Here is a 14,874-nt window from a genome sequence, read left to right as displayed (position 1 = left end):
CTTGGCAAGGACGAAGGGAGGAAACCTGCCCCGTTCGTTTATGATTTGCGCAGCTTTTCCGTCTCGGGCTTTTCCTGGCCGAGCGCGATGATGCCGCGGCGGATGGCGCGGGTGCGGGTGAAGTGCTTGTGCAGGGTCTCGCCGTCGCCGAAGCGGATGGCGCGCGTCAGGATCGACAGGTCCTCGCTGAAGCGGCCGAGCATCTCCAGAACCGCGTCCTTGTTGTGCAGGAAGACGTCGCGCCACATGGTCGGATCGGAGGCGGCGATGCGGGTGAAATCGCGGAAGCCGCCGGCCGAGAACTTGATCACCTCCGACTGCGTCACGGCCTCCAGATCCTCGGCGGTGCCGACGATGTTATAGGCGATGAGATGCGGCAAATGGCTGGTGATGGCGAGCACGAGGTCGTGGTGCTGGGCGGTCATGACCTCGACCAGCGCGCCCATGCCCTCCCAGAAATGCCGGGTCGCGGCGGTCGCCGCGGCATCCGTGCCCTCGGGCGGGGTCAGGATGCACCAGCGATTGAGGAAGAGGCTGGGGAAGCCGGCATCTGGGCCGGAATTCTCGGTGCCGGCGACCGGATGCGCGGGAACGAGATGGACGCCGTCGGGCACATGCGGCGAGACCGCCTCGACGACGGCGTTCTTGACCGAGCCGACATCCGACAGGATCGCGCCCGGTTTGAGGGACGCGGCGATCTCGGCGGCCACGGCACCACAGGCGCCAACCGGCACGCAGAGGATGATGTGATCGGCCTCGCGCACGGCCTCGGCCGCCGTCTCTGCGATCTCGTGGCCGAGATCGAGCTCGCGGGCGCGCAGGCGCACGGCCTCGTCGCGATCGCTCAGCACGATGCGGCCGGCGAGGTTGAGCTCCTTGGCGGCGCGCGCGATCGAGGAGCCGATCAGGCCGATGCCGATGATCGCGAGCCGGCCAAAGATCGGCTCGTCGCGGCGCGGCGCGAAGCTTTCCAGCGCGGCGCTCACGCGGCCTTGCCCAGGAATTCGGCGAGCGCCGCGACGACGAGGCGGTTGGCCTCCTCCGAGCCGATGGTCATGCGCAACGCGTCGGGCAGGCCATAGGCGGCGACGCCGCGCAGGATGAGCCCGCGCTGGGTCAGGAAGGCGTCGGCCTCCTTGGCGCCCTTGGCGGCCGCCTTGGGGAAGTGGATCAGGATGAAATTGCCGACCGAGGGCGTGACGGTGAGACCGAGCTTCTCCAGCTCGGCCGTCGTCCAGGCCAGCCACTTGTCATTGTGCTCGATCGCGGCGGCGACATGCGCCTCATCCGCGATCGCCGCGCTGCCGGCCTCGATCGCCGCGCCGTTGACGTTGAACGGGCCGCGGATGCGGTTCAGCGCATCGACGAGATGGGCCGGCCCGTAGAGCCAGCCGAGCCGCAGATTGGCGAGGCCATAGATCTTCGAGAAGGTGCGGGTCATCACGACATTCTCGCGCTCGGCGACCAGCTCGAGGCCCGAGGCATAGTCGTTGCGGCGGACATATTCGGCATAGGCCGCATCGAGCACGAGCAGCACGTTCGCGGGAAGGCCGGCCTGCAGGCGCTTGACCTCGTCGAAGGGCAAATAGGTGCCGGTCGGATTGTTCGGGTTGGCGAGGAAGACGACCTTGGTCTGCGGCGTCACGGCCGCGAGGATGGCATCGACATCGGCGGTGTAGTTCTTCTCGGGCACGACGACCGGCTTGCCGCCTGCCGCCATGATGGCGATGCGGTAGACCAGGAAGCCGTGCTCGGTGAAGACGCCCTCGTCGCCCGGGCCGATATAGGCGCTGGTGATCAGCGAGAGCAGCTCGTCCGAACCGGAGCCGCAGATGATGCGCGCGGGATCGAGCCCGTAGCGCCCCGCGATCGCCTCGCGCAGCTTCGTCGCCGAGCCGTCGGGATAGAATTCGAGCTTGGAGGCAAGCGCGCCATAGGCCTCGGCCGCCTTGGCGCTTGGGCCGAGCGGGGTCTCGTTCGAGGAGAGCTTATGCAGCTTCACGCCGGCCGGGGCGGCCGATTTGCCGGGCACATAAGCCTGGATGTCGAGGACGCCGGGACGCGGGACAGGACGGGAAGCAGGCGCGGTCATGAGCTCAAAGCCTTGCGGGGTGTCGGTTCGGGAGATCAGCGGGGGGATTTGAAGGCGAAGCGGGCGGCATGGCTGCCGACCTCGGCGAAATCGCTGAGGCCTGCCGGCGCCAGCGCAGCGCGGATCGCGGCCTGATCGCTCTCGCCGGAGGCGGCGACCAGCAGCGAGAGGTGCGAGCCGTCGGCGGCGCTGGCGGAGACTTCAGCGAGGTTCTGGGCAAGGCCGGCGCGCAGGCTGTCGGACCAGCGCTCGACCTTGGCGGCGTAGAGCACGATCTCGCGCATGGCGGCGTCGGCCAGCGGCTTGGCGATGCAATAGACCGGCGTGCCGGCCGGATGGTCCGGCCGCTCGATGAAGGGCAGGCGCGCGATGATCTTCGGCCGGTCGGTGCCGATCAGATCGCGCCACCAAACCCCGGCGCTGGCGCCGAGATCCATGCGGAAGATGCCGAGATCGCCGGCCGACTCGGCCACTGCGCTGATCACAGCCTGCGCATCCTCATGGGTGACGAAGGGCACGGTGAAGCCGAAATGGAAGCGGGCGGAATCACGCATCTCCGGATCGCCGCCGGAGACGTCGGCATGCACAGAGTAATTCGCCTGCACATAGGTGAAGGTCGCGATGATCGTGCGCCAGATGCTCTCGACCGTGTCGAGCGGCAGCAGGCCGCGATGGCTGAGCGCGAGCCGCTTCATGATGTCGGCCTCGCGACCCGGCCGGAAGGCCGAGCCCGAGACCTGGGTCTTCTTGACCGCGATCAGCGTCTCGATGATCTGCGAGCGCTCCATCAGCAGGGCATGCATGGTGGAATCGATGCGGTCGATCTCGCTGCGCAGATCGGCAAGGGTAGTCGGGGCTGTCTCGGTCATGGGAAACGCAATCTCGGCGGGCCTCGCCGCGTCTCTTAGACCTCATGGCGAAGCTTAGCAAAGCCGCGCTTGCGCAGGCGCGCGTTGACAGCGCGCTTCGGCCGCGCCATCGGTAGGTTCGTTCTTTCGAACGAGCCGGCCTAAAGAGAAAAACCATCTGCCAAAGCGGACGATGATGCGCGACGACGTTCAAAGCCTTGCCGACCCGCTAAAGGAGGCCAACGAGCCGTCGAGCCCGGTCGCGCGCTTCGGCACGCAGACGCCGCTGCTGATGGATTGCGGCATCGTGCTCGATTCCTGGCAGATCGCCTATCAGACCTATGGCGTGCTCAACGCCGCAAAATCCAACGCCGTGCTGGTCTGCCATGCCCTGACAGGCGATCAGCATGTCGCCAGCCGCAACCCGATCACCGGCAAGGGCGGCTGGTGGACGGCGATGATCGGCCCGGGCAAGCCGATCGACACCGACCGCTTCTTCGTCATCTGCGCCAATGTCATCGGCGGCTGCACCGGCACGACCGGCCCGGCCTCGACCAACCCGGCGACCTGCAAGCCCTGGGGCCTCGGCTTCCCGATGGTGACGATCCGCGACATGGTGCGGGCGCAGGCGCATCTGGTCGACGCGCTCGGGATCGAGTCCCTGTTCTGCGTCGCCGGCGGCTCGATGGGCGGCATGCAGGTGCTGGAATGGGCTGCGAGCTATCCCGAGCGGGTCTTCGCGGCGCTGCCGCTCGCCACCGGCGCCCGGCATTCGGCCCAGAACATCGCCTTCCACGAGGTCGGCCGCCAGGCGGTGATGGCCGATCCGGACTGGCGCGGCGGGCGCTATCTCGAAGAGGGCACGCGCCCGGCCAAGGGACTCTCGGTGGCGCGCATGGGCGCGCATATCACCTATCTCTCCGAGGCGGCGCTGCACCGGAAATTCGGCCGCAAGCTGCAGGACCGGGAGGCGCCGACCTTCTCCTTCGACGCGGATTTCCAGGTCGAGAGCTACCTGCGCCACCAAGGCCTGAGCTTCGTCGAGCGCTTCGACGCCAATTCCTATCTCTACGTGACGCGGGCGATGGATTATTTCGACCTTGCCGCCGACCATGACGGCGTGCTGGCCAAGGCCTTCGCAGGGACGAAGACGCGCTTCTGCGTGGCGTCCTTCACCTCGGACTGGCTGTTCCCGACCGCCGACTCGCGCGCGATCGTGCATGCGCTCAATGCCGCCGGCGCTTCGGTCTCCTTCGTCGAGCTCGAGAGCGACAAGGGCCACGACGCCTTCCTGCTGGAAGAGCCGAACCTGTTCGCGACGACACGCGGCTTCCTCAACGCAGCGGCACGGGCGCGGGGATTGTGATGGGTCGAGCGATCAACCCTCCCCGTCATTATCGGGCCGGTCCCGGCCATCCACGGCTTTCTCAACGCTGGGCGGTGTTCAAGACGTGGATGCTCGGCACAAGGCCGAGCATGACGGCGCGGGACACCCGCCGGATGATGAAAGCGGTGCCATGGCGTTGAGCGACTACACCAACCGCATCGATCTCAAGCTCGTCGCCGAAATGGTGACGCCGGGCACGCGGGTGCTCGATGTCGGCTGCGGCGACGGCGAATTGCTGGCGCTGCTGGCCGAGACCCGCCAGGTCGACGCGCGCGGCATCGAGCTCTCGCGCGAGGGCGTCGCCGGCTGCGTCGCGCGCGGGCTCTCAGTGATCCAGGGCGATGCCGATACCGATCTCGCCGATTATCCCGACGATTCCTTCGACTACGTCATCCTCTCGCAGACGATCCAAGCGACGCGGAATCCGAAGCTCGTGCTCGAGCACATGCTGCGGATCGGCCGGCGCGCCATCGTCTCCTTCCCGAATTTCGGGCATTGGCGCATGCGCAGCCAGGTCTTCTTCCTCGGCCGCATGCCGGTGACCGACTCCCTGCCCTATGCCTGGTGGGACACGCCCAATATCCATTTCTGCACGATCCGCGACTTCGTCTCGCTGTGCGAGGCGGTCGGCGCGGAAAAGGAGCGCGCGGTCGCGCTCAATGCCGCCGGCGGCAAGGTCGAGGTAAGCGCGCCCTGGTGGTTCTGGAACCTGTTTGGCGCGCAGGCCGTGTTCCTGCTGAAGCGGGGATGAACCCACCCGCCTTTAGGGATATGGCTCTACGCTGGTCGATCGATGGGTGAATTACTGCGGCAATTGCGGATCCAGCGTCCAGATTTGTTCAGTGCGCGTCAAGCTAGCAAGGATGGACCGGCTTTTATCGCCGACTTTTCCGGGGAGATCTCCTGGGGCTTCGATCTCGGGGAGAATGCGGAGCTTGATCTGCTCGTTTCCCTCCCACTCTACAAACTCATATGTGAAGGCCTTCTCCGTTCGCTCCTTGATACGGTAGCGCCACTCGAGCTTGGCCACCCCGTCGTCAACGGACCATATGTCGATCCGGTTTGAGCAATTATCACCGCACACCGACAGGGAAAGAAAGCGGGCCCCGCTCGGCGCGTAGTGAGGCGGACCTGGCAGGTCGACAATACGTCCGGTGGCACGCTCCACCATAAAGGCCCCGAGCACAACATGAATGGGCCAACGCACCCCCCATCGCTGCACGACCACTGCATCGTTCTCCGGATGGTAGCCTCTGATCCTGTAGAAGCTGCAGGCATCCGAGTCAGTTTGACGACAAATCGGCGCGTCCTTGAAAGCTTTGCTTGTCCCGCTCCGTAGGGCGACGCGAAGTACATCTCCCTCTCGAATGGCTATTCCACGAAAGCGAGGAAGACATGCGCTCTCGGCTGCCGCGGACGGATCGCTAGCGTCATCTGAACAGACAATTCTCTCAGCGAACTTGGCCTCCGATGCTGCCGGTTGTGCCGTGGCGTCGCCCACAAGAGCGACAATGGTCGCCGAGCACGCTATCGCAAAGGGCACCGACCTCACGAGCATCATTGTCTCCCCGCCCAAAAACTCGCACCCGTTTACCGAGTTAGAGGCGACCTTTGCAACCAAATGCGGGGGCGCGATGGTCAAGCATAGGCACAAGAAAAGGGCCGCGAACGCGGCCCTTCCCTCATCCGTCGTCTGCGACGACACCTTCTCCCCCGAGGGGAGAAGGTAGCGCGCCGTCAGTTCAGCGCCACGCCGGCCGGGCGCTTCTCCTTCACGACCGAGACGTCGCCGAGCATCAGCCCGGCGGGGCCGACCGTGACCGGCACGGTCTCGCCGTCATGGACCTTGCCGGCGAGGATCTGCTCGGCCAGCGGATCCTGCACCGATTTCTGGATGACGCGCTTGAGCGGGCGCGCGCCATAGGCGGGATCGTAGCCCTTGTCCGCGAGCCACTCGCGCCCCTCCTCGGAAAGGTCGAGCACGATCTTGCGGTCAACGAGCAGCTTGGCAAGGCGGCCCATCTGGATGTCGACGATCGCGCCCATATCCGCGCGGCGCAGCCGGTGGAACAGGATGATGTCGTCGATGCGGTTCAGGAATTCCGGCCGGAAGGCCTGCCTGACCACGCCCATGACCTCGTCGCGCACCGCATCGGAATCCTGGCCCTCGGGCTGGTTCACCAGATATTCCGAACCGAGATTCGAGGTCATGATGATCAGCACATTGCGGAAATCGACCGTGCGGCCCTGCCCGTCCGTGAGACGTCCATCGTCCAGCACCTGGAGCAGGACGTTGAACACGTCGGGATGCGCCTTCTCGACCTCGTCGAAGAGCACGACCTGATAGGGCCGGCGCCGCACCGCCTCCGTCAGCGCCCCGCCCTCCTCGTAGCCGACATAGCCGGGAGGCGCGCCGATGAGCCGAGCGACCGAGTGCTTCTCCATGTACTCGGACATGTCGATGCGCACGAGCGCGGTCTCGTCGTCGAACAGGAACGAGGCGAGCGCCTTGGTCAGCTCGGTCTTTCCGACGCCGGTGGGGCCGAGGAACATGAACGAGCCGATCGGACGGTTCGGGTCCTGCAGGCCGGCGCGTGCCCGGCGGACCGCAGTCGAGACCGCCTCCACCGCCTCTCGCTGGCCAACGACACGGGAGGCCAGAACCTCCTCCATGCGGAGCAGCTTCTCCTTCTCGCCTTCGAGCATCTTGTCGACAGGCACGCCGGTCCAGCGGCTGACGACCTGCGCGACATGGTCCGGCGTCACCGCCTCCTCGACCATGCCGGACGAGTCGCCGATGGCCTCGATATCGGCCAGCGCCTTCTCCAGCTGCGGGATCTCGCCATAGGCGAGCTCGCCGGCACGCTGATACTCGCCCTTGCGCTGCGCCTGGGCGAGCTCGTTGCGGGCATTGTCGAGCTTGGTCTTGATCTCCGCCGCCTGGCCGAGCTTGTCCTTCTCCGCCTTCCAGCGGGCGGTGATCGCGGCCGAACGGCCCTCAAGCTCGGCGAGTTCCATCTCGAGACGCTTCAGCCGCTCCTTCGAGCCGGTATCGCTCTCCTTCTTGAGCGCCTCCTGCTCGATGCGCAGGCGCACGATCTCGCGGTCGATCGAGTCGAGCTCTTCCGGCTTGGAATCGACCTGCATGCGCAGGCGCGCCGAGGCTTCGTCGACAAGGTCGATCGCCTTGTCCGGCAGGAAGCGGTCGGTGATGTAGCGGTTCGACAAAGTCGCGGCCGAAACCAGCGCCGAATCGGTAATGCGGACCCGGTGGTGCTGCTCGTATTTCTCCTTCAGGCCGCGCAGGATCGAGACCGTGTCCTCGACCGTCGGCTCGTCGACGAAGACCGGCTGGAAGCGCCGCGCGAGCGCAGCGTCCTTCTCGACATATTTGCGGTACTCGTCGAGCGTGGTCGCGCCGATACAATGCAGCTCGCCGCGGGCGAGCGCGGGCTTCAGCAGGTTGGACGCATCCATCGCGCCATCGGTCTTGCCGGCGCCGACGAGCGTGTGCATCTCGTCGATGAACAGGATGATGCCGCCATCGGAGCTCGAGACCTCGTTGAGCACGGATTTCAGCCGCTCCTCGAACTCGCCGCGATATTTCGCGCCGGCGATGAGCGAGCCCATGTCGAGCGCGAGCAGTTCCTTGTCCTTCAGGCTCTCGGGCACGTCGCCATTGACGATGCGCAGCGCCAGGCCCTCGGCGATGGCGGTCTTGCCGACGCCGGGCTCGCCGATCAGGACGGGGTTGTTCTTGGTGCGGCGGCTGAGCACCTGGATGGTGCGGCGGATCTCCTCGTCACGGCCGATGACCGGGTCGAGCTTGCCCTCGCGCGCCGCGGCGGTCAGGTCGCGGGCGTATTTCTTCAACGCGTCATAGGCCTGCTCGGCGCTGGCCGAGTCCGCGGTGCGGCCCTTGCGGATCGCCTCGATCGCGGCATTGAGCGTCTGCGGCGTCACGCCGGCCTTGGCGAGCGCCTTGCCGGCCTCGGTCTCCTTCTCGATCGTCAGCGCGAGCAGCAGCCGCTCGACCGTGACGAAGCTGTCCCCGGCCTTTTCGGCGGCTTTCTCGGCCGTATCGAAGACGCGGGCGAGGCCCGGCGTCAGGTGCAGACCGGCGGCACCGCCGCCGCTGACCTTGGGCAGCTTGGCAAGCGCCGCATCGGTCAGCTGAAGCGCAAGCTTCGACTGGCCGCCGGCGCGGTCGATCAGGCCGGCCGCCATGCCCTCATTGTCGTCGAGCAGGGCCTTGAGCAGATGCTCGGGCGTGAACTGCTGGTGGCCGTCGCGCAAGGCAATCGTCTGCGCCGCCTGCAGGAAGCCCTTGGCCCTGTCGGTGTACTTTTCAATATTCATGTCGTCACTCCGCCCGCCGATGCGCCCCGTGGCGACGCGATCGGCTGCCTTTCATTGGGATGAAGCCCCCTGACGGGCGGCCTCTCAAGGGCAGAGATAGGTGTTGCTTCCCGGCAACGGAAGGGGTGGCGAAACGCGTTTCCTGGCGCATCGGCCCGAAAAGCGGATTGCGGTTTTCGAAGAAGCCGATGCGAAAACAAGAAGCTGGATCGTCGGACCGGATACGATGTCCGGTCCGACGATCTAGACGACGGCCACGAGAATGAACGAGAGCGCCATGGTCAGGATCAGCAGCGGGAAGGCCCAGAGCAGGACGAGGAAGAGCTGCTCCTGGACGTAGACGCCGAAGGCGCGCGCCACCAGGGAGAAGCGGCACAGGGCAATGTTGATCAGCAGGCTGGTGCCGAGCGCGATATAGTTCAGGGCGAAAAGGCGATTGACCGAGTTGTCGCTCGCAGCCAGCGCCTGGAAGGACGAATTCACCGTGAAGTTCAGCGCGATCACCGCGAAGAGCCCGCCGATGATGACATTGACCAGCTCGAACGTATCGATCTCGAAGACGCCGTCCTCGATCTTGTGCAGCCAGATCGCCAGCATCGGGATCAGCAGCGAGGCGAAGAGCGGGATATAGATCGCCGCGATCGCAGGACCCGGCTTGCGCTCGATATCGAGCGCCGCGACCAGCATGGCATGGCTCTCGCCATACCAGCCTGGTTGCTCCTCCGTCTTCAGGTTGACGAATTTCAGCTCCCAGCCGTCGAGGCTGGCTGTGGCGGCAGGCCGGCTGAAATCGAGATCGTCCTGGACGAAGGCGAAGCTGACCGCGTCGGTATTGTAGTTGCGGATCGCGATCTTGACCTGAAGCTTCTGCTGATCGAACGGGAAGCGTTCGACATCCTGCGGCGTCAGGAAATCGCCGGTAACACGGCGCATCAGCTCGATCTGACCATCAGGGAAAATCCGCAGGCCGGTTTCCGTCGCGGTCGGCGCGCCGCGCAGATTGACGATATCGAAGGGCGACGACCAGTTTTTCGCCAGCTCCGCCTCGGCCGCGGCGCCGCGTAGGGTCTGAGGCGGCTGCTGCATCTCCTCGGGCTTGCGGCGCAGGCGCGGGTCTTCCCAGCGCAGGCGGATATCGACCGTGCCCTTGTAGACGCTGTTATTCTCGTCGAGCCCGGTGAGGTCGACGAAGCCGACCGCGGCCTTGACCACGAGCGGCAACCCCTTGCCGCGCGGCAGGCTGCCAGCCTGTTCGGCAGCCTGATCGACGGCGAGGGCGGGCCCGGCGAGGCAGAGCAGCCAAGCGATGCAGGCGGCGGCGAGGCGTCTCACGCGACCGGCTCCTGCGCACGCCGGGCGACGATGCGGTTGTTGAGATCGACGAGCGGCTGCAACTCCTTGCAGAACCCGTCATCGTCGATGGGCCGCGCCTCGCCGCCCGAGGTCAGCGCGACGAAGCGCGCGACCACGATCTCCAGCGGCCGCAGCAGCGCGCCGCGAATGACGGTGAGGATCACGACCGCCAGGAGGATGACCGCGAAGACGGCGAGGCAGATCTGCCAGATCAGCGAACGGCCCGCCGCTTCGCGCGAGCCGCTGAAATCGCGCGCCGCCGCCATGACGCCGATCGGCTGGCCGGAGGCATCGCGCAGCGGCAGGAGCAGCACGCCATAGGGAACACGGCCGGCATCGCGGACATAATTCGTCGGCTCGGAAACGGCGGAGATATCGGTATCGCCCACGAGCCCGCCCATCAGCGTGCCATTGGTGGTCTGAAAGCGCAGGAAGCGTCCGAAACGGTTCTGGTCGCTGAGAGCAGCCGGGTTCACGCCGCGGGCGAATTCGCGCAGCGGCTTCTCCTCGATGAACAGGCTGAGCTCGAGCCCATAGGCGACCTTGAGCGAGACCAGGATGGCGCCGAAATCGAGGCCGAACTCGAAGCTGCCGACATGGTTGCCCTGTGCATCGCTGATCGGCGCCACGCCGAACACGGCCGGGCCGCTGCGGGCGATGGCGAGACCCTTGCGCGCGGTCTTCTCGCGGTTGACGGCGACCACCAGCGGCCGGAAGCGCGTCAGGTCGTCGCCGAACTGCGTCGGATCCTGCAGGCGCAGCAGGCTCTGCGCGGGAGGAATGTGGAACTGCGCCTGATCGACCCCATAACGGTCCTTCTGGCCCTGGAACATCGGGCCGAACTCGGCGAAGAGCTTCTCGCGATCGCGCTCGGCCACGAGCTGCTTCACGCTCGGCAGCGCCGCGACCATCTCGGCCCGCGCGAGCGCCCGATCAGAGGCATCGCGCAGCGAGGTTTCGAGGATGGACCGCATCAGCTCGAACTGACCCGTCTCCACCGAGGAGGTCAGGCCGGAGAAGAGACGACCCGACAGAAAGGTCAGAGCCGAAACAACAATGATGACGGCAGCAATAAGCGTAGCCGGCGCATGACGTTTGAAGACCATGGAACCCCCTGGCCGCTCGGTAACAGAGCGAAAACGCGGCGTCTGCCATCAGTCTTCGCGCGTGAACGACGGTTCGAGGCACTGCCATCGCTCTATCAAACCGCCGGCCAGCAGGGGCGGAGCGCATGATGGCTCGCCCGATCCTTGCCCCTTGCCGCGCCTTGACCCGCGGCAGGTTCGGCGCAAAGCAGAGGCGATGGCGGGCACCAAACGGCAGCAGGCGATTCGAAGGGCGCTGAGAGCGCTCGCCCCCGGCATCCCCCTCGCCGATGCCGAGGCGGTGATCAGCCTGGCCGAGCGGCGCCATATGAAGGACCTGCCTCCCTCCACCGCGCTCTGGCTCGCGCTCGGCAGCCATGTCCGGCACAGCCATACCGATTACGACCGCCTTCTCGGCGAAGGCTATGATCGCGACTCGGCCCGTTTCTTCGTGGTCGAGGAGACCGATGCGGTGCTGTCGAGCTGGGGCTGCCAGCGTTCGGTGGCCGATGGCGAGGAGGCCGAGACCCCGATCGATGCCTGAGTGTCATTACAATCATTAAGAGGATTTGATCGCGCTTCCCCGGGAAGCGCGGCTAAGGTCGCGATCAGATCGGCATCCCGGACCCATCGCATGCGCGTCGCCTCGCTCTACCGCTATCCCATCAAAGGGCTCTCGCCCGAACGCCTCGCTGCGGTCTCGCTGCTCAAGGGACAGTATTTCCCGAGCGACCGCCTCTTCGCCATCGAGAATGGGCCCTCGGGTTTCGATCCAGCGGCGCCAGTGCACCAGCCGAAGCTCAAATATCTGATGCTGATGCGCAACGAAGCGCTGGCGCGGCTGAAGACACGCTATTGCGACGAGACCGGCGAGCTGACGATCAGCCACGAGGGGCGCGAAGCATTGCGGGCCGATGTGACGACCGCGGACGGGCGCGCAGCGATCACCCGCTTCTTCGAGAGCTACATGCCGCAGGACTTGCGCGGCGAGCCGCGCCTGCTGGCGGCGCCGGACGGTTACCGCTTCACCGATTCGCGCTCCGGCTTCGTCTCGATCATCAATCTCGCCAGCGTCGCCGAGTTCGAAGAGCGCATCGGCGCGGCGGTCGATCCGCTGCGCTTCCGCGGCAACATCATGGTCGACGACCTGCAGCCCTGGGCCGAGTTCGATCTGGCGCCCGGCCAGGAAATCGCCTCGCCATCGGGCCTGAAGCTGCAGGTGATCAAGCGGATCGAGCGCTGCGCCGCGACCAATGTCGATCCGGAAACCGGCTTCCGCGATCTCCAGATCCCGAAGGCGCTGGTGACGGCCTATGGCCATTTCGATTGCGGGATCTATTGCCGGATCACCGCGAGCGGCACGCTGGCCGAAGGCGACAGGCTGGAGCCCGTGCCGCTGCCGGCCGAAGCCCGCGTGCTCTAGGGTCTGTCCTTCCGCACCCCTGACAAAACCGCAAGATCGGTCGAGCGCGTCATGCCTGCCTGCGCCTAACTGGCGCTGCCACGGAAGACGGAATCATGAAGGCAGCGCTTCGGAACCACCATGCCCGGATGCAGCGGGTGCTGAATCACATAGACCGGAATCTGGACGGTGATCTGGACCTGGACGCACTGAGCGGCATCGCGGCCTATTCGAAATTTCACTTCCACCGGCAATTCACGGCGACCTTCGGGCTGTCCGTGCATCGCTATATCCAGCTCGCCCGCATGAAGCGCGCTTCGTTCCGGCTGGCCTACAGGGATGCCCAAAGCGTCACGGACATCGCGATGGATGCCGGTTACGAGGCTCCGGATGCCTTCGCCCGCGCCTTCCGGCAATGGTCGGGGCAGTCGCCTTCGTCGTTCCGAAAATCTCCCGACTGGGAGCCGTGGCTTGCGGCCTTCGGGCCTCTCGACGATGCGAGGAGCAAGCTCATGCAGAAAAGTTTCAATCCTGACGACGTGACGATCCGCGATGTGCCCGCGACGCCGGTGGCGATCATGGAGCATCGGGGCGACCCGGCGACGCTCGGCGCCACGATCCAGCGGTTCATCGCCTGGCGCAAGGCCGCCGGCCTGCACCCCAGGACAAATCCCACCTTCAACGTCTGGCACTCCGAGCGGCGCCCCGCCAGGCCCGCCGATTACAGCGTGGACCTTTGTGTCGGGACCGACCAGCCGATCGCGGCGAATGGCGATGGCATCAAGGCCGGCGAAATCCCCGGCGGACGCTGCGCGGTGCTGCGCGTCGACGGCAACACGCATAATCTGGAGCCCGCCGCGCTCTACCTCTATCGCGAATGGCTTCCGGCCAGCGGTGAGGAAGCCCGGGACTTCCCGATCTATTGCCAGCGGCTGAGCTTATTTCCGGAGGTGCCCGAGCATGAGTCGGTGGCGGAGCTGTTCCTGCCGCTGAAATAGCGCCCTGCGACGGCCGCCTGTCCCAGGAAACGCCTGTCCCAAGAGATGCCTTTCCCAAGAAAAAGGGGCCCTTGCGGGCCCCTGTTGTCTTCGTCTCGCGGCCAAGCCTTACTCGGCGGCGCCATCCGCCTCGGACCCGAGCGCGTCCATCACCTCACGCGGCGAGCGACGGCGGCGGGTGCGCTTCGGCGCGGCGGCAGGCGCTTCCTCGGCAACCGCCTCGACATCCGCAGCGGGAGCAGCGACCGGCTCGGGAGCCGGAGCAGGCGCCTCGGCCACGACGGCAGGCTCCTCGGCGACCGCGATCGGAACGCGGACCGGCGTGGTCAGGAAGGATGGCAGCCCGGCCGGGGCATCACCATTGGCCTCATCCTCGACAGCCGCGTCGCGGCGCGGACGGCGCTCGGAGCGCGGGCCGCGCTCGGGACGATCACCACGCTCGGGACGATCGCCACGCTCGGGGCGGTCACCCCGCTCGAAGCGGCGCTCAGCCTGATTCGGCTGGGCGTTGTCGCGCTGCGGCTGAGCCTCGGGCTGCTCGTCCGAAACCGGCATGTCCGAGCGCGGCGCGTAGCCGCCCTGCTGACCGTTCTGGCCACCGTCCTGGCGATCAAAGCGGCGCTCGCCGCGGTCCTGCCGGTCATTGCGATCGAAACGGCGATTGTTGCGATCGTTCCGGTCGTTGCGATCGTTGAAGCGGTCGCCACGACCCTGGCGATCGAAACGCTGGCCGTTATTGCCCTCGCCGCCCTCGCCGTCATGGCGCTGGGCGTTGTAGCCGTTGCCGTTCATGCCCGGCTGAGGCTGATTGCGCATGTCCGGCTGCGGCGCACCCTGCGGGAAGGCGGCGTTCTCGTCGTCACCCTCATCCTCGACATCATCGGCATCTTCGCCGAAGCCGCGCGTCGGCGGGAAGCTGTGGCCGTATTGCTGGGCCATCTGCTCCTGCGCAGCGAGAAGGATGCGGTAATAGTGCTCCGCATGCTGGAAATAGTTCTCTGCAGCGACAGGATCGCCGGAGGACTGCGCATCGCGCGCCAGCTGCAAGTATTTCTCCGCGATGTTCTGGGCGGTACCACGAACTTTGACGTCGGGCCCGTTCGATTCGTAGCTCCGCTGCAGCGGATTCGGAGCTTTGCGGTTGCCATTGTTGTTATTGTTGTTGCGGCCGCGCATACGCCGGTTCTGACCTGGTCTCATTCGCGTCTATCTCGCGCTCTGTTCGCTCAAAGCAACCTGATGATCATGCGCATGCCGGTGCGAAGCGGGTTGCGACGCCACGCCGGGTTAGGTGGACCTGAATGGGCAATGCGCCGTTCTTGGTCTTCACGCGCTCGTTTCCAAAAGGGG

Annotated in this window: 13 protein-coding genes; 5 read left to right on the top strand and 8 right to left on the bottom strand. The window is 66.1% G+C overall.

Features of this window, described 5'->3' with window-relative positions:
* Positions 1-38: 38 nt before the first annotated feature.
* From EV560_RS33670 to EV560_RS33660, 3 genes are read right to left on the bottom strand one after another with little or no spacing between them, the layout of a single operon-like run.
* Positions 39-986 (bottom strand): prephenate/arogenate dehydrogenase family protein, encoded by a 948-nt coding sequence (locus EV560_RS33670; protein WP_248312337.1) that lies wholly within the window; start codon positions 984-986, stop codon positions 39-41.
* A complete protein-coding gene (hisC, locus tag EV560_RS33665) occupies positions 983-2,092 on the bottom strand; it encodes a histidinol-phosphate transaminase (protein WP_131860237.1) in 1,110 nt (369 codons plus the stop codon). The genes EV560_RS33670 and hisC overlap by 4 nt, the downstream gene beginning before the upstream one ends.
* Before the next feature lie 35 nt (positions 2,093-2,127).
* Entirely contained in the window at positions 2,128-2,961 is an 834-nt protein-coding gene (locus tag EV560_RS33660) for a chorismate mutase (RefSeq protein ID WP_131860236.1), read from the bottom strand.
* 175 nt (positions 2,962-3,136) lie between these two features.
* Between EV560_RS33660 and metX the strand changes: the two genes are divergently transcribed.
* Together metX and metW are read left to right on the top strand one after the other, a co-directional pair.
* A complete protein-coding gene (gene metX, locus EV560_RS33655) occupies positions 3,137-4,306 on the top strand; it encodes a homoserine O-acetyltransferase MetX (protein WP_131860235.1) in 1,170 nt (389 codons plus the stop codon).
* Between the two features lie 151 nt (positions 4,307-4,457).
* On the top strand, positions 4,458-5,078 hold the full coding sequence (metW, locus tag EV560_RS33650; RefSeq protein ID WP_131860234.1) for a methionine biosynthesis protein MetW: 621 nt from the start codon (positions 4,458-4,460) through the stop codon (positions 5,076-5,078).
* Between the two features lie 51 nt (positions 5,079-5,129).
* On the opposite strand, the gene EV560_RS33645 is transcribed toward metW, so the two are convergent.
* The 4 genes from EV560_RS33645 to EV560_RS33630 form a co-directional block, all read right to left on the bottom strand.
* Entirely contained in the window at positions 5,130-5,555 is a 426-nt protein-coding gene (locus EV560_RS33645) for a hypothetical protein (protein WP_131860233.1), read from the bottom strand.
* A 509-nt stretch (positions 5,556-6,064) separates the two neighbouring features.
* On the bottom strand, positions 6,065-8,686 hold the full coding sequence (gene clpB, locus EV560_RS33640) for an ATP-dependent chaperone ClpB (protein ID WP_131860232.1): 2,622 nt from the start codon (positions 8,684-8,686) through the stop codon (positions 6,065-6,067).
* 243 nt (positions 8,687-8,929) lie between these two features.
* Entirely contained in the window at positions 8,930-10,018 is a 1,089-nt protein-coding gene (locus tag EV560_RS33635; RefSeq protein WP_165923758.1) for a ligand-gated ion channel, read from the bottom strand.
* A complete protein-coding gene (locus tag EV560_RS33630; RefSeq protein WP_131860230.1) occupies positions 10,015-11,145 on the bottom strand; it encodes a cache domain-containing protein in 1,131 nt (376 codons plus the stop codon). The genes EV560_RS33635 and EV560_RS33630 overlap by 4 nt, the downstream gene beginning before the upstream one ends.
* A gap of 196 nt (positions 11,146-11,341) precedes the next feature.
* Between EV560_RS33630 and EV560_RS33625 the strand changes: the two genes are divergently transcribed.
* The 3 genes from EV560_RS33625 (at position 11,342) to EV560_RS33615 (ending at position 13,524) form a co-directional block, all read left to right on the top strand.
* A complete protein-coding gene (locus EV560_RS33625) occupies positions 11,342-11,668 on the top strand; it encodes a DUF2293 domain-containing protein (RefSeq protein ID WP_131860229.1) in 327 nt (108 codons plus the stop codon).
* Between the two features lie 90 nt (positions 11,669-11,758).
* Positions 11,759-12,547, top strand: coding sequence for an MOSC domain-containing protein (locus EV560_RS33620; RefSeq protein WP_131860228.1), 789 nt, complete (start codon positions 11,759-11,761; stop codon positions 12,545-12,547).
* Positions 12,548-12,642: 95 nt separating this feature from the next.
* Positions 12,643-13,524 (top strand): AraC family transcriptional regulator, encoded by an 882-nt coding sequence (locus EV560_RS33615; RefSeq protein WP_131860227.1) that lies wholly within the window; start codon positions 12,643-12,645, stop codon positions 13,522-13,524.
* A gap of 108 nt (positions 13,525-13,632) precedes the next feature.
* On the opposite strand, the gene EV560_RS33610 is transcribed toward EV560_RS33615, so the two are convergent.
* A complete protein-coding gene (locus EV560_RS33610) occupies positions 13,633-14,700 on the bottom strand; it encodes a DUF4167 domain-containing protein (protein WP_248312340.1) in 1,068 nt (355 codons plus the stop codon).
* Positions 14,701-14,874 lie beyond the last annotated feature (174 nt).

The sequence above is a fragment of the Allobosea sp. BK604 genome (assembly GCF_004341515.1).
Taxonomy (GTDB): domain Bacteria; phylum Pseudomonadota; class Alphaproteobacteria; order Rhizobiales; family Beijerinckiaceae; genus Allobosea.
Note: the sequence above shows the minus strand (reverse complement) of the source record. Positions and strands in the feature narration are given on the sequence as shown.